The 25,907-nt window shown below is 64.7% G+C and carries 25 protein-coding genes, 2 tRNA genes and 1 other RNA gene; 11 read left to right on the top strand and 17 right to left on the bottom strand.

Annotated elements, in window-relative coordinates; genetic code table 11:
- Positions 1 to 26: 26 nt before the first annotated feature.
- The 6 genes from FHG09_RS04615 to aceE all read right to left on the bottom strand — a co-directional run bounded on the left by FHG09_RS04615 (position 27) and on the right by aceE (position 7,778).
- Positions 27 to 1,271, bottom strand: a complete 1,245-nt coding sequence (locus FHG09_RS04615) for a beta-ketoacyl-[acyl-carrier-protein] synthase family protein (RefSeq protein WP_152346522.1) — start codon at positions 1,269 to 1,271, stop codon at positions 27 to 29.
- Positions 1,272 to 1,338: 67 nt separating this feature from the next.
- Positions 1,339 to 1,590, bottom strand: coding sequence for an acyl carrier protein (locus FHG09_RS04610; RefSeq protein ID WP_025776743.1), 252 nt, complete (start codon positions 1,588 to 1,590; stop codon positions 1,339 to 1,341).
- A gap of 118 nt (positions 1,591 to 1,708) precedes the next feature.
- Positions 1,709 to 2,710, bottom strand: coding sequence for a beta-ketoacyl-ACP synthase III (locus tag FHG09_RS04605; RefSeq protein WP_152346521.1), 1,002 nt, complete (start codon positions 2,708 to 2,710; stop codon positions 1,709 to 1,711).
- A gap of 18 nt (positions 2,711 to 2,728) precedes the next feature.
- Positions 2,729 to 3,634, bottom strand: a complete 906-nt coding sequence (locus tag FHG09_RS04600) for an ACP S-malonyltransferase (RefSeq protein ID WP_152346520.1) — start codon at positions 3,632 to 3,634, stop codon at positions 2,729 to 2,731.
- Positions 3,635 to 3,689: 55 nt separating this feature from the next.
- Positions 3,690 to 4,889: a PucR family transcriptional regulator gene (locus FHG09_RS04595; protein ID WP_152346519.1), complete on the bottom strand. Its 1,200-nt coding sequence runs from the start codon at positions 4,887 to 4,889 to the stop codon at positions 3,690 to 3,692.
- A 126-nt stretch (positions 4,890 to 5,015) separates the two neighbouring features.
- Positions 5,016 to 7,778: a pyruvate dehydrogenase (acetyl-transferring), homodimeric type gene (aceE, locus tag FHG09_RS04590; RefSeq protein WP_152346518.1), complete on the bottom strand. Its 2,763-nt coding sequence runs from the start codon at positions 7,776 to 7,778 to the stop codon at positions 5,016 to 5,018.
- A 294-nt stretch (positions 7,779 to 8,072) separates the two neighbouring features.
- On the opposite strand from aceE, the gene FHG09_RS04585 reads away from it, so the two are divergent.
- Genes FHG09_RS04585 through FHG09_RS04575 form a run of 3 tightly spaced genes read left to right on the top strand, consistent with a single transcriptional unit; the run spans position 8,073 to position 9,448 of the window.
- On the top strand, positions 8,073 to 8,516 hold the full coding sequence (locus FHG09_RS04585) for a DUF3052 domain-containing protein (protein ID WP_152346517.1): 444 nt from the start codon (positions 8,073 to 8,075) through the stop codon (positions 8,514 to 8,516).
- The gene (locus FHG09_RS04580) at positions 8,513 to 8,983 is read left to right on the top strand and encodes a redoxin domain-containing protein (RefSeq protein WP_152346516.1); all 471 of its coding nucleotides are present in this window, start codon (positions 8,513 to 8,515) and stop codon (positions 8,981 to 8,983) included. Before FHG09_RS04585 ends, FHG09_RS04580 begins: the two co-directional genes overlap by 4 nt.
- 60 nt (positions 8,984 to 9,043) lie before the next feature.
- Positions 9,044 to 9,448: an HIT family protein gene (locus FHG09_RS04575; RefSeq protein ID WP_152346515.1), complete on the top strand. Its 405-nt coding sequence runs from the start codon at positions 9,044 to 9,046 to the stop codon at positions 9,446 to 9,448.
- A 26-nt stretch (positions 9,449 to 9,474) separates the two neighbouring features.
- Here FHG09_RS04575 and FHG09_RS04570 read toward each other — a convergent pair whose 3' ends face one another.
- Positions 9,475 to 10,236: a MerR family transcriptional regulator gene (locus tag FHG09_RS04570; protein WP_152346514.1), complete on the bottom strand. Its 762-nt coding sequence runs from the start codon at positions 10,234 to 10,236 to the stop codon at positions 9,475 to 9,477.
- A gap of 43 nt (positions 10,237 to 10,279) precedes the next feature.
- Complete coding sequence (locus FHG09_RS04565; RefSeq protein ID WP_152346513.1) at positions 10,280 to 11,461, bottom strand: trans-sulfuration enzyme family protein; 1,182 nt, start codon at positions 11,459 to 11,461, stop codon at positions 10,280 to 10,282.
- Positions 11,462 to 11,570: 109 nt separating this feature from the next.
- Between FHG09_RS04565 and FHG09_RS04560 the strand changes: the two genes are divergently transcribed.
- Positions 11,571 to 12,047: an Lrp/AsnC family transcriptional regulator gene (locus tag FHG09_RS04560; protein WP_152346512.1), complete on the top strand. Its 477-nt coding sequence runs from the start codon at positions 11,571 to 11,573 to the stop codon at positions 12,045 to 12,047.
- A 114-nt stretch (positions 12,048 to 12,161) separates the two neighbouring features.
- A complete protein-coding gene (locus FHG09_RS04555) occupies positions 12,162 to 12,665 on the top strand; it encodes a hypothetical protein (protein ID WP_319803243.1) in 504 nt (167 codons plus the stop codon).
- Here FHG09_RS04555 and FHG09_RS04550 read toward each other — a convergent pair.
- The 3 genes from FHG09_RS04550 to FHG09_RS04540 all read right to left on the bottom strand — a co-directional run bounded on the left by FHG09_RS04550 (position 12,649) and on the right by FHG09_RS04540 (position 14,064).
- Complete coding sequence (locus FHG09_RS04550; RefSeq protein WP_152346511.1) at positions 12,649 to 13,239, bottom strand: DUF2249 domain-containing protein; 591 nt, start codon at positions 13,237 to 13,239, stop codon at positions 12,649 to 12,651. The two genes, FHG09_RS04555 and FHG09_RS04550, sit on opposite strands and share 17 nt — an antisense overlap.
- A gap of 159 nt (positions 13,240 to 13,398) precedes the next feature.
- Positions 13,399 to 13,472, bottom strand: a tRNA-Val gene (locus FHG09_RS04545).
- Between the two features lie 94 nt (positions 13,473 to 13,566).
- Positions 13,567 to 14,064: a TetR family transcriptional regulator gene (locus FHG09_RS04540; protein WP_152346510.1), complete on the bottom strand. Its 498-nt coding sequence runs from the start codon at positions 14,062 to 14,064 to the stop codon at positions 13,567 to 13,569.
- Positions 14,065 to 14,146: 82 nt separating this feature from the next.
- Between FHG09_RS04540 and FHG09_RS04535 the strand changes: the two genes are divergently transcribed.
- A tRNA-Pro gene (locus FHG09_RS04535) sits at positions 14,147 to 14,223 on the top strand.
- A gap of 261 nt (positions 14,224 to 14,484) precedes the next feature.
- Here FHG09_RS04535 and FHG09_RS04530 read toward each other — a convergent pair.
- A complete protein-coding gene (locus FHG09_RS04530) occupies positions 14,485 to 15,924 on the bottom strand; it encodes a uracil-xanthine permease family protein (RefSeq protein WP_152346509.1) in 1,440 nt (479 codons plus the stop codon).
- Positions 15,925 to 16,184: 260 nt separating this feature from the next.
- Between FHG09_RS04530 and bioB the strand changes: the two genes are divergently transcribed.
- Positions 16,185 to 17,273: a biotin synthase BioB gene (bioB, locus tag FHG09_RS04525; protein ID WP_152346508.1), complete on the top strand. Its 1,089-nt coding sequence runs from the start codon at positions 16,185 to 16,187 to the stop codon at positions 17,271 to 17,273.
- Between the two features lie 23 nt (positions 17,274 to 17,296).
- On the opposite strand, the gene FHG09_RS04520 is transcribed toward bioB, so the two are convergent.
- On the bottom strand, positions 17,297 to 18,838 hold the full coding sequence (locus tag FHG09_RS04520; protein WP_152346507.1) for a fatty acyl-CoA synthetase: 1,542 nt from the start codon (positions 18,836 to 18,838) through the stop codon (positions 17,297 to 17,299).
- Between the two features lie 128 nt (positions 18,839 to 18,966).
- Here FHG09_RS04520 and FHG09_RS04515 point away from each other — a divergent pair, with 128 nt between their 5' ends.
- Positions 18,967 to 19,821 (top strand): Nif3-like dinuclear metal center hexameric protein, encoded by an 855-nt coding sequence (locus tag FHG09_RS04515; protein ID WP_152346506.1) that lies wholly within the window; start codon positions 18,967 to 18,969, stop codon positions 19,819 to 19,821.
- A 14-nt stretch (positions 19,822 to 19,835) separates the two neighbouring features.
- On the top strand, positions 19,836 to 20,564 hold the full coding sequence (locus FHG09_RS04510) for a zinc ribbon domain-containing protein (RefSeq protein ID WP_152346505.1): 729 nt from the start codon (positions 19,836 to 19,838) through the stop codon (positions 20,562 to 20,564).
- A gap of 40 nt (positions 20,565 to 20,604) precedes the next feature.
- Here the strand turns inward: FHG09_RS04510 and FHG09_RS04505 are convergent, their stop codons facing one another.
- A complete protein-coding gene (locus tag FHG09_RS04505; protein WP_152346504.1) occupies positions 20,605 to 21,381 on the bottom strand; it encodes a YaaA family protein in 777 nt (258 codons plus the stop codon).
- Between the two features lie 142 nt (positions 21,382 to 21,523).
- On the opposite strand from FHG09_RS04505, the gene rnpB reads away from it, so the two are divergent.
- Positions 21,524 to 21,887: RNase P RNA component class A (rnpB, locus tag FHG09_RS04500), an RNA gene on the top strand.
- A 58-nt stretch (positions 21,888 to 21,945) separates the two neighbouring features.
- Here rnpB and ppgK read toward each other — a convergent pair.
- Both ppgK and map read right to left on the bottom strand, forming a co-directional pair.
- Positions 21,946 to 22,779: a polyphosphate--glucose phosphotransferase gene (ppgK, locus tag FHG09_RS04495; RefSeq protein ID WP_152346503.1), complete on the bottom strand. Its 834-nt coding sequence runs from the start codon at positions 22,777 to 22,779 to the stop codon at positions 21,946 to 21,948.
- A gap of 1 nt (position 22,780) precedes the next feature.
- Positions 22,781 to 23,689, bottom strand: a complete 909-nt coding sequence (gene map / locus FHG09_RS04490; RefSeq protein ID WP_152346502.1) for a type I methionyl aminopeptidase — start codon at positions 23,687 to 23,689, stop codon at positions 22,781 to 22,783.
- Positions 23,690 to 23,814: 125 nt separating this feature from the next.
- Between map and FHG09_RS04485 the strand changes: the two genes are divergently transcribed.
- Positions 23,815 to 24,540 carry a FadR/GntR family transcriptional regulator gene (locus tag FHG09_RS04485; protein ID WP_152346501.1) on the top strand — a complete coding sequence of 242 codons (726 nt, stop codon included), beginning with the start codon at positions 23,815 to 23,817 and terminating at the stop codon, positions 24,538 to 24,540.
- Between the two features lie 88 nt (positions 24,541 to 24,628).
- Here the strand turns inward: FHG09_RS04485 and ald are convergent, their stop codons facing one another.
- Positions 24,629 to 25,747 carry an alanine dehydrogenase gene (gene ald / locus FHG09_RS04480; RefSeq protein ID WP_152346500.1) on the bottom strand — a complete coding sequence of 373 codons (1,119 nt, stop codon included), beginning with the start codon at positions 25,745 to 25,747 and terminating at the stop codon, positions 24,629 to 24,631.
- Between the last annotated feature and the right edge of the window lie 160 nt (positions 25,748 to 25,907).

The following is a 25,907-nucleotide window of genomic DNA, read 5'->3' as shown; positions in this document are numbered from 1 at the left end:
GAGCTGCTCGGTGTCGAGCTGCGATCTCAGACGGAGCGGAACGCGACGACGGCGTTGTGACCACCGAAGCCGAATGAGTTCGTGATCGCAGCGATATCACCCGACGGCAGTTCCTGCGGAGTGTCGCGGACGATGTTGATTCCTTCGACCTTCGGATCGACCTCATCGATATTGATGGTCGGGGGAGCAGTGCGCGTCTGCAGAGCCTTGACCGTGAGGATCGCTTCCACCGCACCGGTACCGCCGAGCAGGTGGCCGGTCATCGACTTCGTGGCCGAGACCAGAGCGTCGGAGACATTGTCCCCGAGGAGCTCGCTGATGGCCAGCGACTCCGGGATGTCTCCGACCGGAGTCGAAGTCGCATGAGCGTTGACGTGCTTGATTTCTGTGCCGGTGATCCCACCGCCGTCGAGAGCCTGCTGCATGGCGGCGAGGGCATGCTTGCCCTCGGGCTCTCCGCCGGTGATGTGGTAGGCGTCGTTCGAGATGCCCCAGCTGGCCACCTCGGCGTAGATCTTCGCTCCGCGAGCGTTGGCATGTTCCTCGGTCTCGAGGATGAGCGTGCCGGCTCCTTCGCCCATGACGAAGCCGTCACGGTCGACGTCGTAGGGACGCGATGCGGCCTCGGGCGAATCGGTGCGACGCGACAGCGCCTGCATCGAGTTGAACGCGGCCAGAGTGATCGGGTGGATCGCAGCTTCGGAACCACCGGCGATGATGACATCAGCCTTGCCCGAAGCCAGAACATCAAAGGCGTGGCCGAGGCTCTCGGTCGACGAAGCGCAGGCGGAGACCAGAGTCTGCACGCCGGCGCGGGCCTTGAATTCCATTCCGATCGCGGCCGCAGGACCGTTCGGCATGAGCATCGGGACGGTCAGGGGCATGACCCGTCGAGGGCCTTCCTCCTGGAGGGTGTCCCAGGCGTCGAGCAGAGTCCAGACACCGCCGATTCCGGTGGCCCAGGAGACGGCCGTACGTTCCGGATCGGTCTCCTCGAGACCGGCGTCGGCCATGGCCTCACGAGCGGAGATGAGGGCGAACTGGCTCGAGGGGTCGAGGCGCTTGGCCTGTACCCGCTTGAGATTGTCGGGCACGACCTGTGGGTCGACCTGCGCGGCGAAGTCCACGGCGAGGCCGTACTTCTCTGACCAATCGTTGTCCATGGTGTGGACGCCGGACTTACCGGCCAGAATGGCTTCCCAAGTGGCATCGACAGTCGCGCCCAGGGGGGTTACCGCACCGATTCCGGTGACGACAACTTTAGATGTCATGGTACAAACCTCGTCGATAGTGTGGACACGGCCCGTCTGTGGACGGGCCGTGTTCGGCTGCTGTGGGTCAGGCTTCCTGAGCTTTGTTGATGTAGTCGACAGCGTCCTGAACGGTGACGAGGTCCTTGACGTCGTCATCGGGGATCTTCACGCCGAACTTCTTCTCAGCGTTGACGACGATGGTCATCATCGAGATGGAGTCGATGTCGAGGTCATCGGTGAACGACTTGTCGGCTTCGACTGCTTCGACAGCCAGGCCGGTCTCTTCATTGACGATCTCTGCCAGCCCAGCGAGGACTTCAGCTTCGGTGAATGCCATTTCTTTCCTACTTTCTGATCTCGGTCGAGGGTTTTCGACCGTTTGAGGAACTTTTCGACGAGTGTCCCGCCGAATATCTTAGGACATTCACGGAGAGTTTTCCGTGAATGGGTGTGTCTCAGGGCAGGCGGACGACCTGGGCACCGTAGACCAGGCCCGCGCCGAAGCCCATCTGCAGTGCGAGACCGCCGCTGAGTTCGGGCTGCTCGCGCAGGAGTCGCTCGGTCGCCAGCGGGATCGACGCCGCAGAGGTGTTCCCGTTGTCAGCGATGTCACGAGCGATGACGACCGACCCGGGGAGCTTCAGCTGCTTGGCGAGCTCATCGATGATGCGCATGTTCGCCTGGTGCGGAATGAACGCCGCGAGATCCTCTGCTTCGACTCCGGACGCGGTCAGCGCTTCCTTGGCCACCTCGGCGCCGTCCCATACGGCCCAGCGGAAGACGGTCGGACCGTCCTGGCGCAGAGTCGGGAACGGCAGCTCGCGGTTGTCGCGGATGTCCATGAGCGAATCGGTCATCCGGATGGTCGACCAGTTCTCGCCCTTCGAGCCCCACACGGTCTTCGAGATTCCCGGTTCGTCGGAGGACGACACGACGACCGCACCGGCACCGTCACCGAGGATGAACGAGATGGACCGGTCCTCGGGGTCGATGACGTCGGAGAGCTTCTCTGCACCGATGACGAGGACGTTGTCCATGGTTCCGGCACGGACGAGGGCGTCGGCCTGCGAGATTCCGTAGCAGTAGCCCGCACAGGCGGCGCTGATGTCCCACGCCGGGACCGGGCCGGTGCCCAGGCGGTCCGTGAGTGCGGCCGCAGCCGAAGGGGTGAAGTAGGGGAATGTCACGGTGGAGATGATGACTCCGCCGATGTCCTCCGGCTTGAGGCCGGAGGAGGCGATCGCCTCGAGAGCGGCCTCTTCGCACATTTCGAGGACACCGACATCCTTGCTGGCCCGACGACGGGTGATGATTCCGGTGCGCTGACGGATCCATTCGTCGGACGAGTTGATCGGTCCGGCGATATCGTCATTGGTGACGAGGTTCTCCGCACGGTAGGCACCGATTCCGGCGATCCGTGAGAAGGTGCCGAGCTCGGCAGTCTTGAGTGTAGGCATGGCGTCTTCTTTCGATTCTCAGGCGTGGGCTGCCGCGAACTCACGCACGCCGTCGAGGTCGGCGGCCGATTTGATGGCGAATGCCTCGACGCCCTTCATGGCGCGTCGGGCGATGCCGGTGAGGGTTCCACCGGGGACGAGTTCGATCATTCCGGTGACCCCGGCGTTCAGCAGCGACTCTTGACACAGGTCCCAGCGCACCGGATTCGTGACCTGCTTGACCAGTCGGTCGACGTACTCACGACCGGCCTCGACAGCAGTGCCGTCGGAATTGCTGAGGATGGATACGGTGGGATCGGAGACCTCCATCGCCGAGGCGGTGGTGGCGAGATCCTCCGTGGCCGCAGCCATGAAATCGGTGTGGAAGGCACCGGCTACGGCCAGCGAGATGACCCGGGCACGCTCCGGGGGGTTCGCGGCCAGGGCGTCGAGCGACTCCAGCGAACCGGCAGCCACTGTCTGGCCCCCGCCGTTGACATTGGCGGGGCTGGCTCCGGCGGCCTCGATGGCGGCGAGGACGTCGTCGGGCTGACCGCCGACCACGGCGGACATGCCGGTCGGAGTAGCGGCGGCAGCGGCGGCCATTCCGTCGGCACGGACCTTGACGAAGCGCATGGCGTCGGCGGGGGTGAAGATGCCCGCGATCTGTGCGGCGGCGATCTCGCCCACGGAGTGGCCGGCGACGACGGCGGGGCCGGCACCGAGTTCGGCTGCGCAGGCGATGGCGGAGGCGACGAGCAGAGGCTGTGCCACCGCGGTGTCCCTGATCGTCTCGTCATCGGATTCGGTTCCGTGCAGACGCAGATCGATCCCCGAGGCGGTCGAGAGTTCGTCGATCTGTGCCGAGAAGGTGTCGAGTTCGAGGAACGAACTCAGGAAGCCGGGCTTCTGGGCTCCCTGGCCCGGACAGGTGATTGCAAGCACTCAGTTCTCTTTTCGTTGGGTTCCGTTGATCAATCTAATGGACTCTGGGCCGAAATCAACGAGATTTGTCGCTGTCCGACAATACGCCGTCCTCGGACAGTCGCCCATACACCAACGCGATGTGGATGACGAAGGCATCACGCGAGGTCGTCGGATCGAGTCCGATGGCGTCCGTGATCTTCCGCAGCCGGTAGCGCACGGTGTTCGGATGCACGGACAGTGCCTTGGCCGTGGCCTCGAGGGAGGACCCGAATTCGACATAGGCGCTCACGGTCTTGAGCAGCTGTCCCGTTCCCGACGTCAGCGGTTCGTAATAGCGCTCGATGAGTTCGCTCAAGGCGATGCGGTCCCCGGACAGAGCTCGTTCCGGCAGGAGGTCATCGGCCTTGACGGGGCGTGGGGAATCCGGGCGGGCGGTCGCCGCCTTGAGAGCCCGGATCGCCGCCTTCGCCGAGGTGGCCGCCTCGGCGAGGCCCGGCACAGCGGGTCCGACGATGACCTCGGAGGGTCCGAAGCAGTCGGAGAGGTCTTCGACGGCATCGTCGAGTTCCGTGACTCCGCCGAGGACGATGAGCAGTCGGTTGTCGTGGATGCCCACGAGCGCGTCATCGGCCCACCGGCTGGCCTTGCGGCGGATGCCGTCCAAGCCCTTCTTCGCCGAGCGCTGCGGGGCGCGGCCGACGATGACGCACACGGGCCCTTCGGACTGCCAGCCGAAGGCCGCAGTGCGGCTGGCCAGCTCGTCCACGGAATCTCCGCGGACGAGAGCATCGACGACCATCGCTTCGAGGCGGGCATCCCAGCTGCCTCGGGCCTCGGCGGCACGGGCATAGACGTCGGCGGCGGCGAACGCGATCTCACGGGAGTAGATGAGCACGGCCTCGCGCAGGGCCGGTTGTTCGACCGGGCGGGCGATGTCCGGGACGCGCTCCTCGACGACCTCGACGACGATCTTGAGCAGCTGCAGTGTCTGCTGCAGGCTGATGGCGCGGATGAGGTCGCGCGGCGCGGTCTTGAAGATGTCGGAGACCACCCGCAGATTCGTATCGGGCTTGCGATACCAGTCGACGAACGAGGAGATGCCGGACTGCGCGAGCAGTCCCACCCAGGAGCGGTCGGATGACGACATCGAGCGGTACCAGGGCAGCTGCGCCTCCAGTCGCTGCAGAGTCACCGAGGACAGGACGCCGACTCCTGCGCGCAGTCTGCGGGCGGTTTCGGCGCGACGGCGCAGGGTCTCGGCATCAGACATCATGACCACGAGTTTAGATGAATGAGAACAACTCGGTTGTCAGCGACATACAAACAATCGGAAAAACCGACAAATATGGCCGGAGTCTTGGGGACTCCGGCCATATCAGCGCTCAGGATGCGCGCGAGATCAGGCGCCTGCACCCTCGGTCGAACCCGAGCTGCCGGCACGGACATCGTCGAGCTGGTACTTCTGCGCCGCCTCGGTGGCCTTGTCGATCGAGATCTTTCCGGTGTCGGCCAGCGAGATGAGCGCCTGGGTGACCACGGACGGCCCATCGACGAGGTAGTAGCGACGTGCCGCCGGACGGGTATCCGAGATTCCGTAGCCGTCGGTTCCCAGCGAAGTGAAGTGGCTGGGCACGTACTGACGGATCTGGTCGGGAACTGCGCGCATGTAATCCGAGGTCGCGATGATCGGTCCCTCGGTCTCGGCCATCTTCTCGGTCACATAGGGCACACGCGGTTCGGCCTGAGGATTCTTCAGGCGCTCGTTCTCGGCATCCATTCCGTCGCGGCGCAGCTCTGTCCACGAGGTCACCGACCACACATCGGCCGAGACTCCCCAGTCCTGATCGAGCAGTTCCTGAGCCTCCAGCACCCACGGCACACCGACACCGGAAGCCATGAGCTGGACCTTCGGCCCGCCGTTGTCGGGCCCCTTCTTCAGCAGGTAGAGACCCTTGAGCACGCCGTCGACGTCGAGGTCCTCCGGCTCGGCCGGCTGCACCATCGGCTCGTTGTACATCGTGATGTAGTAGAGCACATCGGGGTCGCGCTCATCGGCGGGGTCGTACATCCGGTGGATGCCGTCCTTGACGATGTGTGCGATCTCATAGCTGTAGGCCGGGTCGTAGGAGACCACGGACGGGTATGTCGAGGCCAGCACATGCGAGTGTCCGTCGCCGTGCTGGAGACCTTCGGCAACCAGGGTGGTGCGTCCGGCGGTGGCGCCGAGGACGAATCCGCGAGCCATCTGGTCGCCGGCGGCCCAGAAGAAGTCGCCGGTCCGCTGGAAGCCGAACATCGAATAGAAGATGTAGAACGGGATCATCGGCTCGCCGTGCGTGGCATACGAGGTGCCGACTGCGGTCAGTGCCGCGGTCGCTCCGGCCTCGTTGATGCCGACGTGGAGCAGCTGACCGTCCGTGGCTTCCTTGTAGGCGAGGAACAGGTCGCGGTCGACGGAGACGTAGTTCTGCCCGTGCGGGTTGTAGATCTTCGCCGTCGGGAAGAAGGAGTCCATGCCGAAGGTGCGAGCCTCATCAGGGATGATCGGCACGATCCGGTGACCGAACTCCTTCTCCCGCATGAGGTCCTTGAGCACGCGCACGAAGCCCATCGTGGTGGCGATCGCCTGTTTGCCCGATCCGCGGCGGCCGGCCTGGTAGGCCTTGTCGGAGGGCATCTTGAGATCGATATGGGCGGATCGGCGTTCGGGGGAGTACCCGCCGAGCTCAGAGCGGCGCTCCTGCATGTACTTGATCTCGGGGGCGTCGACTCCCGGGTGGTAGTACGGAGGCAGCTGCGGGTTGTCCTCGAGCTGCTTGTCCGAGATCGGGATCTGGAAGTGGTCACGGGCGAGCTTGAGGTCGTCGACCGTGAGCTTCTTCATCTGGTGCGTGGCGTTGCGGGCCTCGAAGTGAGGTCCGAGCGAGTAGCCCTTGACGGTCTTGACGAGGATGACTGTCGGCTGACCGGTGTGCGCCATCGCGGCCTTGTAGGCGGCGAAGACCTTGCGGTAGTCGTGACCGCCGCGCTTGAGGTTCCAGATCTGCTCGTCGCTGTAGTCCTCGACCATTGCCTTCGTCCGCGGGTCGCGGCCGAAGAAGTTGTCGCGGACGAACCCACCGGACTCGCCCTTGTAGGTCTGATAGTCACCGTCGGGGGTGGCGTTCATCAGGTTGACGAGCGCACCGTCGCGGTCCTTGGCCAGGAGTGCGTCCCATTCACGTCCCCAGACGACCTTGATGACGTTCCAGCCGGCGCCCCGGAAGTACGACTCGAGCTCCTGCATGATCTTGCCGTTGCCGCGAACCGGTCCGTCGAGGCGCTGCAGGTTGCAGTTGATGACGAAGTTGAGGTTGTCGAGCTCTTCGAAAGCTGCCACGTGGAGCATTCCGCGGCTCTCGGGCTCGTCGAGCTCACCGTCACCGAGGAAGGCCCAGGTCTGCTGCTGCGAGGTGTCCTTGATGCCGCGGTTGTGCAGGTACTTGTCGAACTGCGCCTGCGCGATCGCGTTCATCGGTCCCAGACCCATCGACACCGTCGGGTGCTCCCAGAAGTCGGGCAGCTGGTGCGGGTGCGGATAGGACGGCAGTCCCTGCGGCTTGCCGTCGATGAAGTGCGACTGCTGCTGACGGAAGCCGTCGAGCTGGTCGGCGCTCATCCGGCCCTCGAGATAGGCGCGGGCGTACATGCCGGGGGAGGCATGGCCCTGGTAGAAGATGTGGTCGCCGCCGCCGGGGTGGTCCTTGCCGCGGAAGAAGTGGTTGAGGCCTACCTCGTAGAGAGTCGCCGAGGAGGCGTAGGTGGAGATATGCCCACCGACCTCGACGCCGGGGCGCTGGGCACGGTGGACGAGCATGGCGGCATTCCAGCGGTTCCAGCGGCGGTAGCGGCGTTCGACCTCTTCATCGCCGGGGAACCAGGGTTCGTTCTCCGGGCCGATGGTGTTGACGTAGTCGGTGGCGGTGAGGCTGGGCACGCCGATCTGCTTCTGGCGTGAGCGCTCGAGCATGCGCAGCATGACATAGCGTGCTCGAGATCGACCGCCCTCATCGATGAGGCCATCGAGGGAGGCCAGCCATTCAGCGGTCTCCTCCGGGTCGATGTCGGGCACCTGGCTGGGCAGCCCGTTGAGGATGGGCCCGCCCTGATTCCGATTGTCCACGATGTGGTCCTCTCTTCAGCTCCACGATCTTCTTTGGTGTAGAGATCATGTCCATCGGATGGTGTGTCCTCCGCAGGTTGTCTGAGCCCAGGGTCCACCCGATACACCTGTCAGCCTAGTACGGGCAGACAGACTTCGCGCTCCCGCGAAGTTGTGATCTCTCTGACGAATGTGCTCCGTCGAGCGGGCCTGGTCACGGGCCGGTGAGCTGATTGAGTGTCGTTTGAGTGCGCTTGCCGCGCGCGGACGCGCCGATATTTGCACCTTGACCACTGTTGGCGGAACAATACAGGCATGAGCAACTCCGCTTCTGAAAGGACATCCTCCACTTCGACCCTCGCAAACGAGCTGGGACACAACCTCGGCTTGAACAAGGGCGACTATGTGCAAGAGGTCGGTTATGACGACGACGTCGATCAGGCACTCTGCGAGGCGATCGAGAACATCATCGGTGACAAGATCGCCGACGGCGAAGAGGATGATGTCTACGACGTGATCCTAATGTGGTGGCGGTCGGACGACGATGATCTCATCGACGGCCTCGTCGACGCCCAGACCACTCTGAAGGAGGGCGGAGTCGTGTGGCTGCTCAGTCCGAAGGCGAATCGCCCGGGACACATCAGCCCCGCTGACATCTCCGAAGCGGCACCCACCGCCGGTATGCACGTGACCTCGACGGTCAGTGCCGCCGAGGACTGGGCCGGATTCCGGCTCGTGGGCAAGAAGAACTATTCATGATCCTGCGGCCCGGTGACCGGGCCCCGGATCTCAGCCTTCCCGATCATCTCGGATCGGTCTTCACCCTCACCGAGGCGGCCCCGCGTGCCGCTGTCGTGCTCGCATTCGTTCCGTTCGCCTTCTCTCCGATCTGCGGAGACGAACTCGCCGCCCTCGACGGATGGCAGGAGCGGATGCGGCAGGGCTCCCATGCCGTCGATGTGATCGTCGTATCCACGGATTCCAAATACACTTTGGCCGCGTGGGCTCAGCAGGCGGGCACCGCCGTCATCCTAGCCTCGGACTTCTGGCCTCACGGCGGCGCCGCACGTGCGTTCGGTGTCTTCGACGAGATCCACGGAGTCGCCGAACGAGGAGTCTTCGTCATCTCACCTGCGGGTACGATCGTGAGTGGCAGGCAGGTCACCCGCACCGAGACTCGGGGCTTCTCCGAGGATTTCGCCGCGGCGCTGTCCTGCCTCGGATAATCGAGCCGCAACCGAAGTGCCGATCGACGGCGGCTTCGGAGATTGTTGAGGAGGACTCAAATGGCCACGCTGTTCACGAAGATCATCAACGGAGAGATCCCAGGCACCTTCGTCCATCAGGATGACGAGTGCGTCGCTATCCTCGATGTCTCTCCGATGACGGAAGGCCACGTCATGGTCGTTCCGCGAGAGGAGATCTCTCACTGGGTCGACGCTGATGCCGATCTTCTCGCCCACCTCACTGCAGTGGCGAAGAAGATCGGCCAAGCCCAGAAGCGGGCCTTCGACTGCGAGCGCATCGGGCTCCTCATCGTCGGCTACGAGGTGCCCCACCTGCACATCCATGTGCTGCCGACCAACTCGATGGATGATTTCGACATCTCCGACCGTGCGCCCATGCAGACGCCCGAGCAGCTGGAGGCGCCTGCCGAGAAGATCCGACAGGCACTCTCCGAACTGTCCTGAATCGGTCAGCGCCGACTCCGACCGTCTCAGAGGCTGTGGGCCTCGAGGCGGCGGTCGAGAGCGTCCCTGACCAGTTCGGCCACGGCGCTGCCGCCGAAGTTCGCGCCGAATCGCGGATCGTCGACATACATCTGTCCGAGGCCGCGCACATAGCCTGCGAGGTCTCCCTCGGGATCATGGGCAGGGGTGCCCGGAACCGCCCTCAGCCATTCGATATGCCGTTGGGCGAGTTCCTGGCAGCGGTCCGATTCGGGCCGTGCCCCCGCCTCGGCGGCGGCGATCCAGTCCTCGGCGAGCGCGGTGAAGTCGGCTTTCCATTCCTGCTTCTGCTCGGGGGTCTTCCGGGACCACCATTCGTCTCCCCGTCTGTAGGCGTCGGCACCCCAACGCCTGGTCACTTCCTCTTCGTGTGCGCGGTGGTCGAAACCATCGAACATCTCTTCAGCCATGAGCGGCTCACCTGCTCTCAATCGTGTGATGGTGGCGGTGACGGCGGCGAGCTGTCGGTCGAGTCGATCTCTCTCGCGTCCGAGCGAGACCCTATGCTGCGACAGTGCCTCGACCGGGTCGTCTGTCCGATCGAGCACCTCGGCGATCGTCGTCAGCGGCAGACCCAGCTCCTTGAGCAGCAAGATGCGCTGGAGGCGCACAAGAGCCGCTTCGTCGTAGCAGCGGTAGCCGTTGGCGGCGATGGTCGTGGGTGGCAGCAGACCGATTGCGTCATAGTGACGCAGGGTTCGGCTCGTCGTTCCCGTCAGCCGTGCGATTTCCTGAATGGACCAGTCCATGCCTGACAGCTTAGAAGTTGACGCAGCGTCAAGGTCAAGGATCTCAGGCTGCTTCGCGGATGGCGTCCAGGGCCGTGAACAGGTCACGTGCGAGGTCGTCGACATGTTCGAGGCCGACCGATAGGCGGACGAGGCCGTCTCCGGGCTTCGCGGTGGCCGCCACGGGCCGGTGGGTGAGTGAGGCCGGGTGCTGGATGAGCGTATCGGCACCGCCGAGCGAGACTGCGTGGACGATGAGGTCGCAGTGTTCGACGAAGGTCCGGGCGGCTTCGAACCCTCCGGCGAGTTCGAGGGCGATCATCGCCCCGCCGCCGTGCATCTGCGAACCGACCAGCCCGCGAGGGTCGGAATCGGCGAGCCCGGGGTAGTGGACGCGGGCGACCTCCGGGCGCGTCTGGAGCCGGCGAGCGAGTCCGCCGGCGGTGTCCTGGGCCGCGCGCATCCGCACAGCCAGAGTCCGCAGTCCGCGGTGGAGGAGATAGGCGCCCATCGGGTGCAGGAGGGCTCCGGTGACGGAGCGGACGCGGCGCAGACGCATGGTCCATTCGCTGTTCGTCGCGATGATTCCGCCCATCGCATCGCCGTGACCGCCGAGGTACTTCGTGGCGCTGTGCAGGACCAGCGCGGCCCCGTGATCGATCGGGCGCTGGAGCACGGGGGTGCAGAAGGTGTTGTCGACGAGGACCGGCACGTCTCCTGCTGCCGAGACGACGGCCTCGATGTCGACGAGGTCGAGGCTGGGATTCGCCGGTGTCTCGATGATGACGAGCCCTGTGTCTTGTCTGATGGTCGAGGCGATCTCGGTCTCTTTCGCCCAGGTCACCGAGGTGCCGAGCAGACCGGATTCGAGAAGGTGGTCGCTGCCTCCGTAGAGGGGCCGGACAGCGACGATATGGGGAGTGCCGGCCTCGACCGCGGCGAGGAGTGCGGCGGTCATGGCGGCCATTCCGGTGGCGAACGCGACGGCACCGTCTGCGTTCTCCAATTCGGCGAGGGCGGATTCGAACCGCGCCACGCCGGGCTGCCACAGCCGCTGGTAGACAGGGGAGTCTCCGTCTTTCAAAGAGTGTCCGCCGGCGAGGCTTTCGTAGGAATCTCCGCCCGTGCGGACGTCATTGACCGGGTTGGTGGTGGAGAGGTCGATCGCGGGAACGTGGACGCCTGCCTCCGCGAGGCCGTCCATCCCGCCGTGGACCATTCGGGTCTCGGGGTGCATAGGTGTCATAGCCGTATTCAATACACTTCTCCCGACCTGCGCAATGATTTCCAAATCACCTGCGATGATCTGAGAACTTCTGGGAGAGTCTGCGATCAGTTATGGGAGACTGTGACTCATGTCGCAGAATGTCTCACTCGATGGCACCGATCGGCGCCTGCTTCAGGAACTCAATGTCGACGCGCGTGCCTCGGGCGCCGCCCTCGCCGCGGCCGTCGGGATCTCGGAATCGACGGTCTCCCTGCGTCTCAGACGACTGAAGACGCTGGGTGTCATCCGCGGCTTCCATATCGATGTCGATCCGGCCGCGCTGGGTGTGGGGCTGCAGGCGCTCGTGTCGATTCGCCTGGCCAAGCATGATCGGGCCGAGATCGATGCGTTCACCGCGGCTGCACCGAAGTTCCCGGGAGTGGTGCGGATGTACCACATGGCCGGAGCCGACGACTACCTGCTGCATATCGTCGCCACCGACACTGCGGCGGTGCAGTCCTTCGTGCTCGACTATCTCACTCGGTATCCTGCCGTGGCGCATACGCGCACGAATCTCATCTATCGGGTCGAGGACGGTTCTGCCTGGATTCCCGAGGAATCCTGAACCCGCAGTCTCGATTCACGCGCACTGAGCCGCGCACCGGCTGCGCGGATGCCTTCGGCGAAGAGATCGTCGCGGCTCTATCCGGTTGACTGTCAACGCTGACATACTGATCTCATGGCAGAGAACAAGACCCAGCCGACCGATGCCGATGTCTCCGCATACCTCGATTCTGTGGCTCCCGAGAAGCGCCGCGAGGACGGGTTCGCCCTCGACGCGATCTTCCGCGAGGTCACCGGCGAGGAACCCGTGATGTGGGGTCCCTCGATCGTCGGCTACGGCCGGTACCGCTATCGGTCGCCGGTGAACCCGCGCAATCACGGTGAGTGGCCGGCGACGGGATTCTCCCCACGCAGGACCCAGCTCTCGCTGTACGGTCTCAAGGACCTGCCCGCGGGGCGAAGCTGCTCCCGCAGCTCGGGAAGTACACCGAGGGTGCCGGCTGCGTCTATGTTCGTCGACTCGAGAACATCGACGAGGCGGTGCTGCGCAGACTCATCGCGATCGCCGCAGCCCGCCCCGACGATCCTGAACCCGGCAGCTGATCACAGACCCTGGCCAGGAGGTCTGAGCGCGACCTCGGCGGCCGGACTCGTCACTGCGGTCAGGGCCGGGCTGTGATGCTCAGTCCCTGTTTGCGTTGATGGACGGAGAAGTACTGCAGTCCCGCCTCGGCGTCTGCGAGGAAGCGACGGCGGGAGCGTCGGGGCAGCCACACGATCTGCCCGGGGGACAGGTCGATCGTTCCCGTTTCGGTCTCCAGGGTGCCTGCGCCGGCGAGGATATGGATGAGGACGTCGAGGGGCGGACCGGTGTGCTCGCGGATCTCCCCGCCGGGAGCCAGCGCGATGACGTTCGCGTCGAGATCGCGCTGCCGGCTCGGCAGCTGCCAGACGGACCCGGAATCCTCTACGGGGTCGCTGAGCTCGGCGACGTCGAGGACGACGCGAGGGGCAGGGGTGGACGCACGACGGATGATGCGCACTCGGACCTCATCCTCGGTGCTCTCGAGCGGTTCCCATCCCACTGCATCGGCGAACTCTCGGACCATCTCCACACGCAGACCTTCGGGGACGTGATCGTTGATGAGGACCAGACCGGCGCCGACGTCAAGTTCCTGATATGTCCTGATGATGAGCGGATGGCGCTCCGGCTTCGGAACGGTCCGGACGTCGATGACGGGTTCAACTGCCACAGCGGCCCCTCTCAGTCGTTTCGATGGCTCTTCATCGAAACTATCACCGGGGCGATGACTGTGGTCCTGCGGGGAGACGCGAAGCGGACAGCCGCCATCGGCGTAACCTCAGTCGAGGTAAGAGAAAAGGCATCCCGTGATCAAGGGATGCCCTGACGGTGGGCCCAGAGGGACTCGAACCCCCGACCCTCTCGGTGTAAACGAGATGCTCTAGCCAACTGAGCTATAGGCCCCACCTGCGTCGTCGAAGACTCCGACAGCGCTCGATCAGTATGTCATACCCCAGGGTGAGCCGCGAAACGGGAATGCCGGCGATCACAGCGTCGGTCAGCGCTGTGTCCGGGCCGACCGGAGCAGGTGTGCCGCATTCGCGCCGAAATTCTCTGCCGCATCTGCGGGGTCGACCTCGAAGAGTCTCCGGTTCTGCTCGACGGCGACGGCTCCGAGCGTGAGCGTGAGGATGCCTTGAGAGAGTTCGGCGCCCAGACGGTCGGCCGTCAGCGCCTGCGGGGTGACTTCTGCCGGGTCGATCGAATAGCCCAGCAGCATGATCTCGGCGCCGTCCCGGTATTTCAGCAGCACCTCCCGCAGGGACATGGCCGCTGCGAGGGGGTCGGCGGCACCGGGGCAGAGAGTGTCGACTTCGGCCTTGAGGCTGCGCGAAATGAGGATGAGAAGAGACTGCTTGTCCTTGACATGCCAGTACAGCGCCGAGGGCTGAACCTCGAGTTCACGGGCGAGTCGGCGCATGGACAGGTCGCCGAGACCGTAACGCGAAAGGATGTCCAATGCAGTGGTGGTGATGCTTTCGGCTGTCAGTGCCAATGAGACATACCTTTCATTCTTCTAAAGCGGCCCGTCCCGATTTTTCAGATCGCGTTCCCATCGCTATAGTAGTTCCTGGTCACGGGATATAGCGCAGCTTGGTAGCGCGCCTCGTTCGGGACGAGGAGGTCGTGGGTTCGAATCCCGCTATCCCGACCAAGGGAAAGTGCCGCAGCATCGCTCAGGCGAGGTTGCGGCACTTCTGCATCTGCGGCCCTCCGTCCTCGCACGTCACGGCCCTGAAACCGGCTGTCCAGACCGTCTCCGGGGCCGCGGTGCAGACAGACTTCTCTGCCTCACAGCAGCACCGTCATCACATTCCGAACAGATACTCGGGCCATAGCCCGATGGCTGGTTCGGCACGTGATGACGATGCGCCCAGAAGGTGATGACGGCGCATGCCGCCACCAGGATCCGCTCTCAGGAAGGCGAGCCAGGCTCCCGGGGCACGGCATCGACTCCGGTGGGCTCATCTCCGCCGCGGGAGTCGGAGCGGCGGGCCGCCTCGGCGAAGTTCTCGGCAACGACGTCGGGATCCGTACCGCGCCACCGGGCGATCGCCTTCATGACCTGATAGACGATGATCGCCGAGGCGGTGCCCAGGGCGATGCCCTCGAACTGCAGTCCGCCCGGCGTCCAGGTGAAGTTCGCGATGGCGACGATAAGCGAGACCGCGGCGGTGTTGAGATTGATCGGGTTGGAGAAGTCGACCTTGTTCTCCACCCAGATCCGAACGCCGAGCATTCCGATCATTCCGTAGAGCACGGTCGCCGCGCCGCCGAGGACGCCGGGAGGGATTGTGGCGATGATCTCGCCGAATTTCGGCAGCATGCTGAGGACGAGCGCGATGACAGCCGCGCACAGATAGGCGGCGGTGGAGAAGATGCGGGTCGCGGCCATGACGCCGATGTTCTCGGCATAGGTCGTCGTTCCGGAACCGCCTCCGGACCCGGCGAGGATCGTGGAGAAGCCGTCGGCGAAGAGAGTGCGGCCGGTCAGTCTGTCGAGGTCGCGGCCGGTCATTGCGGCGACCGACTTCACGTGACCGATGTTCTCGACGATGAGGACGAGGACGACGGGCAGGAAGAGTCCGAGGTAGCCGAGATCGAAGGCCGGAGCGTGGAAAGCGGGCAGTCCCACCCAGTCGGCCTCTGTGACGGTGGAGAAGTCGAGCTCGCCCTGCAGCCATGCCGCGCCGTATCCGACGAGGACGCCGATGAGGATCGAGAGCCTGCCGACCATTCCGCGGAAGAGCACCGTGGTCAGCAGGATGGCGACGATCGTGATCACGGCCGTCAGGGGAGCCGCCTTGACCCAGTCCCATGCGGCCGGGGCCAGGTTGAGGCCGATGAGTGCCACGATGGCGCCGGTGACGACCGGCGGCATGGTCACCTCGATCCACCGGACGCCGACGAAGTGGACGACGAGGCCGACCAGCGCAAGGGTGACTCCCACGGAGATGATTCCGCCCTGAGCCAGCGCCATCGCGTGCGGTTCGAGCTCCTCCCCGGCGGTTGCCGAGAACCCCGTGACGGCGCCGATCGGAGCGAGCAGACCGAACGACGACCCGAGATAGGAGGGCATCATGCCCTTCGTGATGAGTAGGAAGAGCAACGTCCCGATGGCGGTGAAGAACAGCGTCGTCGACGGCGGGAATCCGGTGAGCAGCGGGACGAGGAACGTGGCTCCGAACATCGCTACGACATGCTGAGCGCCGATGCTGATGGTTCGCGGCCAGCTCAGGCGCTCCTCGGGCAGAACCTTCTCACCGGGGGCGATCGTCCGCCCGTCCCCGTGCAGACGCCAGCCACGACGGCTGCCTGTTCTGTCCTGAGCGTCCTTCTGTGCCGAATCCGCCATTGTGCTCCTCGTTCCGTTCGTCCCCGTGCCGGGCCCGAACCCGGGACCGGGCAGGGGCCCGTGCCATCGGAAGAATTCTATGCTCCAGGTCACCGCTGCGCCGACTCGGTCACCGCTCGGCATGCGACGACATTGCGATCAGAGCCCGAAGAGGAGAGCAGAATCACATCTCTGATACTGTGTTGAACAGTGTTCAGGATAGTTGACCTGGGCAGACTCTTAAAACGTTCATTTCCGCAGATTCAAAGGACCATTCGACTGTGGACCCTGACCGACTTGTCGACTCCATCCTCGGCGGAGGCGCGATCACCGAAGCCGAGGCGCTGACGCTGCTGTCCACACCCGACACGGACCTCCTCACCCTCGTCAACGCCGGGTCACGACTGCGCAGGGAGCACTTCGGGATGACGATCAAGCTCAACTACCTCGTCAACCTCAAGTCGGGAATGTGCCCGGAGAGCTGCACCTGCTGCTCTCAGTCGCTGGGGTCGAAAGCCGAGATCCTCAGATACTCGTGGCTGAGCACCGAGGAGGCCATGGATCAGGCGGGCAGGGGGATCGACGGGGGAGCCTCCCGCGTCTGCCTCGTCGCCAGCGGTCGCGGACCCAGCCGCCGTGACGTCGGTCGCGTCGGTGCCATCGTCGAACGTCTCAAGGATGTGAATCCGGAGGTCGAGGTGTGCGCGTGCCTGGGCATCCTCAAGAACGGTCAGGCCGAAACGCTGAAAGCGGCAGGAGCCGATGCCTACAACCACATCATCAACACCGCCGAATCCTTCCACGACAACATCGTCAGGACCCACAGCTACGACGACCGGACCAACACCGTCGAACTCGCCAAATCGGCGGGACTCTCACCCTGCAGCGGGCTCATCGTCGGCCTCGGCGAAAGCGATGAGCAGATCGTCGAGGCGCTCTTCGCCCTGAAGGAGCTCGAATCCGACTCGATCCCGATCAACTTCCTCGTCCCGTTCGACGGCACTCCGCTCGAAGGCCAGTGGAACCTCACACCCACCCAGTGCCTGAAGATCGTCGCGACGGCACGATTCGTCTGCCCCGACCGCGAGATCCGCCTGGCCGGCGGCCGCGAGATCCATCTCAAGTCCCTGCAGCCGATGGCGCTGCACCTGGCGAATTCGATCTTCCTCGGCGACTACCTCACCGCCGAAGGTCAGGCCGCTGCCGACGACCTCGCCATGATCCGCGACAACGGCTTCACGATCCTCGGCCGGGACGGCGAATGCGCGAAGGCTCGTGATTCTGAATCTCAGCGCGCCGAGGCGGCCGACCACCGCGATCCCATCATCCGCAGGCGAGGCGCCGGCACCGCTCAGGTCGCGAACGCCTGAGCAGGTGAGCGCACCCGACGGACTCAGGTCTCGCGCAGGCTGCGCTTGAGGATCTTCCCTGCCGAGTTCTTCGGCAGCTCGGCCACGAACTCCACCCGCTTCGGGACCTTGAAGCCGGCCAGGCGATTCTTCACCTGCGCGACGACGTCCTCGGCCGAGAGCGGCGGTTGGCCGTCCTTGAGCACGACGAATGCCGAGATCGCCTCGATCCACTTCTCGTCGGCGATTCCGACCACGGCCACCTCGGCGACCTGGGGGAGCTCGAAGATCGCATCCTCCACCTGCCGACTGGCCACCAGCACACCACCGGTGTTGATCACGTCTTTGACTCGGTCGACGACCTCGATGAATCCGGCATCGTCGACCTTGACCAGGTCGCCGGAATGGAACCAGCCGTCCTCGAACGCCTCTGCGGTGGCCTCCGGACGATTCCAATAGCCTTCGCACAGCTGCGGCGAGCGATAGAGGATCTCTCCCTCTTCACCGGGCCCGACATCGCTGCCTGCGGAATCGACGACACGGGTTTCGACGAACAGGACCGGACGACCGGCCGAGCCCGGATGATCGTCATGCTCCTCGGGGCGCAGCACCGAGCACAGCGGTCCGAGCTCGGACTGTCCGAAGCAGTTGAAGAATCCCAACTGAGGCAGCCGGGTGCGCAGACGGTCGAGGATCGGCCCGGGCATGATCGAGGCACCGTAGTAGGCCTTGCGGAGGCTGTCGAGATTGCGGGTCTCGAGATCGGGGCTGTTGGCCAGGGCCACCCAGACGGTGGGCGCGGCGAAGAACGAATTGATCTTGCGTTCTTCGAAGATGGCCAGCAGCTGCTCGGGAACCGGTGCCGGAACGATGATGTTGTGCGCCCCGATCGACAGCAGAGGCAGCAGGAAGACGTGCATCTGGGCCGAGTGATAGAGGGGGAGCGCATGGACGGCACGGTCAGTCGCAGCGAAGTCGAGTGACATGAGGGATGACAGGTACTCGTGCAGAAGGGCTCGATGCGTCATCACCGCTCCCTTGGGCGCCGAGGTGGTGCCGGAGGTATAGAGCAGCTGCGCGACATCCGTGTCGTCGACGGAGAACTCTGCGGTCCCGGCAGGGGCGATCGAATCGGACGTGGCGACCGGAACCAGAGCGGCGAAGTCGATCACCTGCGCCCCGGCTCCGGTCGGAGTCGAGGTGACAGCCGACATGAGGTCGGCATCGGCGAAGACGATCTCGGCGCCGGAGTTGCTGAGGATGTAGTCGAGCTCGTCGTTCTTCAGCTGATAGTTCACCGGCACATGGACGAACCCGGCGCGGGCGCAGCCGAGGTAGAGGAGGGCGAAGAGATCGGAGTTCTTTCCATAGGCGGCGACCCGGTCACCCTTCGCGACGCCGAGACGGTCGAGTTCGCGGGCCACCGCAGTCACGGCAGCGTCGAGTTGTGCATAGGTCCAGATCCGGTCGGCGAACTCGAGGGCCGTGTCGGTGGGGAAGCGACCGGCACTGCGGCGGATGAGATCGGAGACCGTGGACGAATTTCCGATGGCGGGTGAGTCGGAGGAGGTGCGTGCAGTTGTCATGGTCCTAATATATGAGCGAAATCACGTTCGTCGAAAATCGTCCGCCGATCTCTGCCTCGCCCTCGGCATGGTCGCGGCCACCGCGATGCAGGCCATGGGCGTCGGCCCCGATGTAATAGTGTGGGGGCATGAGACATCCGAAGGTGAGCGACTGCGTTGAGGTCTTCGACTCGCTGTGGCCGCCGGCCCTGGCCGAGTCCTGGGACTCCGTGGGATTGGCGGTCGGTGACCCCGACGCCGAGGTCCGATCGATCCTCTTGGCACTGGACCCGATGGACGCTGTGATCGCCGAGGCTGTCGTCCTTGGTGCGGATCTGGTGTTCAACCATCATCCGCTCATGCTCAAACCCGTGAAGTCGGTCAACGCCGCAACGCTGAAGGGCGGGGCCGTGCACACGCTCATCAGCAACGATATTGCGTTGTTCAACGCGCACACGAACGCCGATTCGGCTCGCGGCGGAGTCTCGGACGTGCTCATCTCACTCATGGGCATCGAGGATGCGCAGCCCTTGGCTGCGCACAGCCTTGCTGACGGACCGGACACCGACTCCCAGCCGACGGGGATCGGTCGCGTCGGCGATCTTGATCATCCCACCCCTGTCCGAGACTTGGCCAGACGCTTGGCCGCTCACCTGCCGCGCACCACGACCGGGGTGCGCATCGCAGGCGACCCGGCAGCGCCAGTCACCCGCGTGGCCGTCTGCGGCGGCGCCGGTGATTCGCTCTTCGACGAGGTCCGAGCCAGCGGGGCCGACGTGTATGTGACTGCCGACCTGCGCCACCACCCCGCCACAGAGGCGCTCGACACTGCGAATCGCCGGGAGAGCGGGCTCTCGCTCATCGACGTCTCCCACTGGGCGTCGGAGACGGTGTGGCTCACTGCGGCGGCCGAAGCGCTGGAAGCCGAATTCGCCGCACGCGGGTTCACCGTCTCGCTGCAGCACTCGGCGGTCAACACCGACCCCTGGGTCGAACGCTACTGACGAGGAGACCGACGATGCTCATCACCGACAGCCAGAGAACGGCACTGCAGACCCTCATCGAGCTCACCGCCCACGGACGTGCTCTGCGGTTCGAACACGACAATCCGAAGCGGGCCGAAGAGCTGCAGGAGCTCATCACCCGCCACAAGGAGCTCGGAGAGAAGCGGACCGAAGCCGCCGCGGTCGTCGAGGGCCACCAGCAGGCCATCGCCGAAGCGACCGAACTCATCGAAGCACAGCGGTCGAAGATCGAGAAGAAGACCGCCGAACTCAACGACGGCACCGGCCTGACGAGCCGAGACATGGTGAATCTGCAGGAGGAGATCGCCGGTCACGAAGCTCGGGTCTCCGAGATCGAGGAGTCTCAGCTGGAGGAGATGGAACACCTCGAGGCCGCCGAGGCCGAGCTGTCGGCAGTCGATGATCGGATCGCCGACGTCACGGCCTCCGGCAGAGAGGTGCAGACCGCGGTGAAGGACCGGAAGGCCGAACTGCGTGACCTCATCGCCGACAACGAATCCGCTGCGGCAGGTCCGAGAAGCGAAATGCCGCAGCAGCTGCTCACGGCATTCGATGCCAATGTCCGGCAGGGCGGGCCCGGAGCCGCGCTGCTCAACGGGCCGAACTGTCAGGCGTGCGGGCAGGAGATCGGCGGGGCCGCCTGGCATGGGATGCTCGGAGCCGATGTCAACGAAACCTATGAGTGCGAGGAGTGCGAAGCGGTGCTCCTGCGACGCAGCTGAACTCGATTCAGCCGATCGCCGTTCGCCTCCGCAGGACGGGTCAGTCCCGGAGGACGATCATGAGGTTCGCCGGTTTCGATTTCGTCGGTGCGGTGAACTCGACCTCGTAGAACTCTTCGGCCCGGGCCACGAGGCCCTCGGCAGTCTCCGGCGGAGGACGGTCGTCGGAGAGCAGCCGACCGGCGAACTCACCCCTGTAGAACTTCGCCCAATGGGAGACGACACGACGCTTTCCGTCACTGACGGACACGGCGCCCATGGTGACCACCTGATCGTTGGGTCCCGGCCACACTGAACGGTAATCACTCGAACGGCAGTCGAGGGCCACCTCGGCGGAGTCGAGGGAACACGACTTCGCCAGAATCGGCTTCCAATAGGACGTCAGCTTTCCCAGGGTCCCCAGATCGGTCTTCATCGCCAGACGATAAGCGGGGATCTCATCGAGTCCGTGGACTCGACCGAACAGGGCCGAGAAGACGTGGACGTCGTGGAGGCGTTCGCGCAGAGTCTCGTCCCGTTCCGCACGAGCCACCAGTTCGCCGGCGCCCATTGCCTCGTAGAGGACCCCAGAGTAGGTGAGCAGAGCGGGAGCGCAGGGGATCTCATCGAGAACCGTGTTCCGTTCGACGTCCTCTGCCAGTGACGCTCCGACACCGAGCTTCTCGAGGGCATCCCGACGCTTCGAGATCTTCTTCAGTGCGGACAGGACCCGCTTGCGTTTCGCTGTGAGTTCCGGAGCCGAGAGTCTGTCGAGGTCGAGGGTGGGGCCGGTTGACGACGGAGTCTTGCCCTCGGAGGGCGGCAGCAGGATCTTCACCACCCCATCGTATGATCACCGACTGAGCCGGTTCGGACCCGGTGCGGATGAGGTTCATCACGTTCGGCGCGTGGGCGCCGCGGCACCACAGGCCCTGCGTGGATCGCAGCTTAGCCGAGCGACTACACTGGGATGCCTGAGGACAGGTCACCAGGCGGTCGCGGCCGATTTCGGCTGAGGAACGTCCGGGCTCCACAGAGCAGGGATGGTGGGTAACACCCACCCGGGGCGACCCGCGGGCCAGTGCAACAGAAAGCAGACCGCCCAGTTCCGACTGGGTAAGGGTGAAACGGTGGTGTAAGAGACCACCAGAGCGGCGGGTGACCGTCGCTGCTGGGTAAACCCCATCCGGAGCAAGATCAGACAGACGACGTTCGAGGCTGCTCGCCGAGTCGTCGGGTGGATTGCTTGAGGCCGGTGGCAACATCGGTCCCAGATAGATGACCGTCAGGCGAGAAGGGCGACCGACTCGTCGACAGAACCCGGCTTATCGGTGGCCTGTCCTCACCCTCGCCCTCCACGCCCTCAAGAGGCGCGTCGACCTCTCAGGACCGGCTGCGGCCTTCATGATCGGCTGCGGCGGACCTTCGCCTTTCCGCCGTTGACCGCGATCATCGCTGCGCCGACGATTCCGGCGTTGTTGTACAGTTTCGCCGGTTTGAGTTTGGCTCGCGTCCTGATGAGCGGCAGGAACTGGTCTTGGGACTTCGAGACCCCGCCGCCGACGATGATGACGTCCGGGGCGACGAGCAGTTCGATCATCGAATAGTACTGCTGCAGCCGGGCCGCCCATTCGGGATAGGTCAGTCCCAGTCGGGTCCTGACCGATTCCGCGGCCTGCGTCTCGGCATCGGCGCCATTCATCTCGATATGACCGAGCTCGGTGTAGGGAACCAACCGGCCCTGAGTGAACAGGGCGGTTCCGATTCCCGTGCCCAGCGTCGTCAGCAGCACCGTCTTCTTCCGGTGTCTGCGACCGGCGCCGAAGATCATCTCGGCCAGGCCGGCCGCATCCGCATCATTGAGGAAATACACCGTGCGGCCGGTGCTCTGCCCGATGATCTCGGCGATGGGCGAACCGATCCAACTCTGATCGAGGTTCGCTGTGTATTCGACACGTCCCTCGCGGATGACCCCGGGAAACCCGCAGCCGACGGGCAGGGAGTCCAGATCCGCACGATCGGTGACGAGCTCGAGCTCGAGGGCGCGCGCGCTCAGCGCATCCAGCAGCGTGACGATCGTCGCGGCCACCGCATCGGGGGTGCTCGGTTTCGGGGTGAGCTCGCGCAGCCGCTTGAACGGCAGCTTTCCCGTGACCGTATCGACGAGCGCCGCTTTGATCCCGGTCCCTCCGATGTCGATGCCGATCGCAAACCGTGGGGAGGTCTCCGCGCTCATCTCAATTCCCCTCGTGTGCAGGTCCCGCGGCGATCGCGGTGTCGACATCGGGCAGGGTCAGGATATCGGCACCCGCCTCGGTCACGACCAGTGTGTGTTCGAACTGGGCAGAGCGTCTGCGATCCTTCGTCACCACGGTCCAGGCGTCATCCCAGACGTCCCAGTCGATCGTGCCGAGGTTGAGCATGGGCTCGATCGTGAAGATCATTCCCGGCTCAATCGTCTCGGCGTGGGCGGGGGCTGCGTCATAGTGGGGGATGATGAGGCCGGAATGGAACTCACGGCCGACACCGTGGCCGCTGTAGTCGCGCACGACTCCGTAGTCGAAGCGCTTCGCATATTTCTCGATCACTCGTCCGATGACGTTGATCTGACGGCCGGGTCTGACCGCCTTGATTCCGCGCATCATCGACTCATAGGTGCGTTCGACGAGCAGGCGCGACTCCTCGTCGACCTCGCCGGCGGTGAATGTGTAGTTCGTATCCCCGTGCATGCCCTGGTAGTAGGCGGTGATGTCGACATTGACGATGTCGCCGTCTTCGATGACGGTCGAATCGGGGATCCCGTGGCAGACCACCTCGTTGACGGAGGTGCATACGGACTTCGGAAACCCGCGATAGCCCAGCGTCGACGGGTACGCTCCGTGATCGCACATGAACTCGTGCGCTGCCTTGTCGATGTCATCGGTGGTGATGCCGGGGGCGATCATCTCGCCGACGGCGGCCAGGGCATCGGCCGCGATCCGACCGGCCGCTCGGACGACCTCGATCTCCTCGGGGCTGTAGAAATTGTTTCCGCGGCCCTCATCGGCGTCGGCGCGTCCGACGTATTCGGGGCGGGGAATGTCCTTCGGCACACCGCGTTCGGGCGATATGGTGCCGGGCGTGAGCAGGCGAGTGTGAACAGTCATGATGGTGTCGATCCTATGCTGGAAACGCGGCTTTGTCCCGCCGCCTGCTCGCCTGTCGATGCCGCGGCGAGGGCCCTGTGGAGTCTAGAATCGGAAGCAGCCGTGCCAAGGAAACGGGAGGCAGATTGAGCGAGGACACGACATCGGCGGGCCACGAGTTCGCCGGGCTGAGCGACGTGGTGAGCCTGACGAGCGCGCCGCAGCAGATCGCCGACCACATCCTCTCCGGAATCGCCGTGGGAGCGTTGCCGGAAGGCACTCTGCTGCCGGGCGAACGGACCTTGGCCGCAGATCTCCAGGTGTCTCGCTCGAGCGTGCGCGCAGCCCTGCTGCGGCTCGAACGGCTCGGTGTCGTCGAACGCCGCCGGGGTCGTGGGGGAGGGACGTTCGTCAAGACCGCCCGCCCCGAGGCGCTGGCGCCCATGGCCGGCAGGATCGACGAATTCCATGCCGAACGTCGGAATCTTCTCGACGCTCGCGCGGTCTTCCAGAATTCGCTGGCGGCGACCGCGGCGCGCCGACGCACCGAGGAGGAGCTGAGCGAACTCCGTGAGTTGGCCGAGGTCTATTCCCAGCGCGCCGAGGCGGCCGCCGCTCGCACCGCGGACGCGCAGTTCCATTTCGCCATCGCCCGCGCCGGGCACAACCCGGAACTCGTGCGCATGGCCATCGATCTCGATACGAAGATCAACGCCGGTTTCCGTCACGACCCGTTCTCCGCTGAGCTCTTCGACCACGCCGTAGACGACCACGCCGCGATCGTCGAGTCGATCGCCGCCGGTGACGGGGTGGAGGCAGGCAGACTGTGCGAAGAGCACTTCAGGTACACGACCATCGTCACCCGGGACTGAGCCGCACCCCCAGAACTACCTGACGGCGGCTCAGCAACCTCGCGAGGTTGCTGAGCCGCCGTCAGGTAGCAATACGAGTGCGAAAGTCTCAGTTCGCCAGCGCGTGTGCCACGGACACGGCTTCGAGGCCGAATGCGTCGGCGACGTTGTCGTTGGTGACGTGTCCGTTGTGGATATTGAGTCCCCGGGCCAGCGCCGAATCGTTCGACAACGCTGTGTGCCATCCCTGATCAGCGATCTTCACAGCAAACGGCAGAGTCGCATTCGTCAGCGCCGCCGTGGCCGTGTTCGGCACGGCACCGGGCATGTTCGCCACGCAGTAGTACACCGAGTTGTGGACGGTGAACGTCGGATCATCATGCGTCGTCGGTCGCGAGTTCTCGAAGCAGCCGCCCTGGTCGATGGCGATATCGACGAGGACGGAGCCTGGCTTCATCCCGGCGACCATCTCATCGGTGACGAGCTTCGGCGCCTTCCTGCCCGGGATGAGCACCGAACCGATGACGAGGTCGGCACCGGCCAGTGACTTCGTGATCTCGTACTTGTTCGACACCTTCGTGCCGATGGCACCGGCGAAGGTCTCATCGATCTGACGCAGACGCGGAATGTTGATATCGATGACCTCGACTCTCGCACCGAGACCCAGAGCCATGCGGGCGGCGTTCGTCCCGGCCACACCGGCACCGATGACGACGACATTGGCACGCTCGACGCCGGGGACTCCGGAGAGCAGGATGCCACGACCACCATTGGCCTTGAGCAGGCTGTGGGCACCGACCTGAGTCGACAGGCGACCGGCGATCTCACTCATCGGAGCCAGCAGCGGCAGGCCGCCGCCGTCGGGCTGGACGGTCTCATAGGCGATGGCCGTGGTGCCGGCTTCCATCAGGGCCTTCGTCAGCGCCTCATCGGCGGCGAGGTGGAGATAGGTGAACAGGACGAGGTCCTTGCGCAGGAACCCGTACTCCTGGGCGATCGGCTCCTTGACCTTGAGCACCAGGTCGCCGGCGGCCCAGGTGGTGGCGGCATCGGCGGCGATCGCCGCTCCGGCCGCCTCGTATTCGGCATCGGTGATGAAGGAGCCTTCGCCGGCTCCCGCCTGCACGGTGACCTCATGGCCGTGGGTGACGAGTTCGTTGACTCCGGCAGCGGTGATGGCGACTCGAAACTCGTTGTTCTTGACCTCGGTGGGCACTGAAATGCGCATTGTGTGTCCTTCTCTCCTGATGATGTGCCGCAGGGGCGGAGGCGACCGACTTCTCCGTCGGGCGTCGATGGTGTCAACTCTATTCCTTTGAAGGTTTGGAGAGCAAACCTTTAAATCTGTTTTCGTCATCCCGAATACGGAATCAGTGCATTTGAGTACC

The sequence above is a fragment of the Brevibacterium sp. CFH 10365 genome (assembly GCF_009299785.1).
Classification (GTDB): domain Bacteria; phylum Actinomycetota; class Actinomycetes; order Actinomycetales; family Brevibacteriaceae; genus Brevibacterium; species Brevibacterium limosum.
Note: the sequence above shows the minus strand (reverse complement) of the source record. Positions and strands in the feature narration are given on the sequence as shown.

What these genes read in the sequence shown, in the direction of transcription:
- FHG09_RS04615 (WP_152346522.1), bottom strand. Translation starts at nt 1,271, where the DNA reads ATGACATCTAAAGTTGTCGTCACCGGAATCGGTGCGGTAACCCCCCTG.
- FHG09_RS04610 (WP_025776743.1), bottom strand. Translation starts at nt 1,590, where the DNA reads ATGGCATTCACCGAAGCTGAAGTCCTCGCTGGGCTGGCAGAGATCGTC.
- FHG09_RS04605 (WP_152346521.1), bottom strand. Translation starts at nt 2,710, where the DNA reads ATGCCTACACTCAAGACTGCCGAGCTCGGCACCTTCTCACGGATCGCC.
- FHG09_RS04595 (WP_152346519.1), bottom strand. Translation starts at nt 4,889, where the DNA reads ATGATGTCTGATGCCGAGACCCTGCGCCGTCGCGCCGAAACCGCCCGC.
- FHG09_RS04585 (WP_152346517.1), top strand. Translation starts at nt 8,073, where the DNA reads ATGAGCAACTCCGCTTCTGAAAGGACATCCTCCACTTCGACCCTCGCA.
- FHG09_RS04580 (WP_152346516.1), top strand. Translation starts at nt 8,513, where the DNA reads ATGATCCTGCGGCCCGGTGACCGGGCCCCGGATCTCAGCCTTCCCGAT.
- FHG09_RS04575 (WP_152346515.1), top strand. Translation starts at nt 9,044, where the DNA reads ATGGCCACGCTGTTCACGAAGATCATCAACGGAGAGATCCCAGGCACC.
- FHG09_RS04570 (WP_152346514.1), bottom strand. Translation starts at nt 10,236, where the DNA reads ATGGACTGGTCCATTCAGGAAATCGCACGGCTGACGGGAACGACGAGC.
- FHG09_RS04565 (WP_152346513.1), bottom strand. Translation starts at nt 11,461, where the DNA reads ATGACACCTATGCACCCCGAGACCCGAATGGTCCACGGCGGGATGGAC.
- FHG09_RS04560 (WP_152346512.1), top strand. Translation starts at nt 11,571, where the DNA reads ATGTCGCAGAATGTCTCACTCGATGGCACCGATCGGCGCCTGCTTCAG.
- FHG09_RS04555 (WP_319803243.1), top strand. Translation starts at nt 12,162, where the DNA reads ATGGCAGAGAACAAGACCCAGCCGACCGATGCCGATGTCTCCGCATAC.
- FHG09_RS04530 (WP_152346509.1), bottom strand. Translation starts at nt 15,924, where the DNA reads ATGGCGGATTCGGCACAGAAGGACGCTCAGGACAGAACAGGCAGCCGT.
- FHG09_RS04520 (WP_152346507.1), bottom strand. Translation starts at nt 18,838, where the DNA reads ATGACAACTGCACGCACCTCCTCCGACTCACCCGCCATCGGAAATTCG.
- FHG09_RS04515 (WP_152346506.1), top strand. Translation starts at nt 18,967, where the DNA reads ATGAGACATCCGAAGGTGAGCGACTGCGTTGAGGTCTTCGACTCGCTG.
- FHG09_RS04510 (WP_152346505.1), top strand. Translation starts at nt 19,836, where the DNA reads ATGCTCATCACCGACAGCCAGAGAACGGCACTGCAGACCCTCATCGAG.
- ppgK (WP_152346503.1), bottom strand. Translation starts at nt 22,779, where the DNA reads ATGAGCGCGGAGACCTCCCCACGGTTTGCGATCGGCATCGACATCGGA.
- map (WP_152346502.1), bottom strand. Translation starts at nt 23,689, where the DNA reads ATGACTGTTCACACTCGCCTGCTCACGCCCGGCACCATATCGCCCGAA.
- ald (WP_152346500.1), bottom strand. Translation starts at nt 25,747, where the DNA reads ATGCGCATTTCAGTGCCCACCGAGGTCAAGAACAACGAGTTTCGAGTC.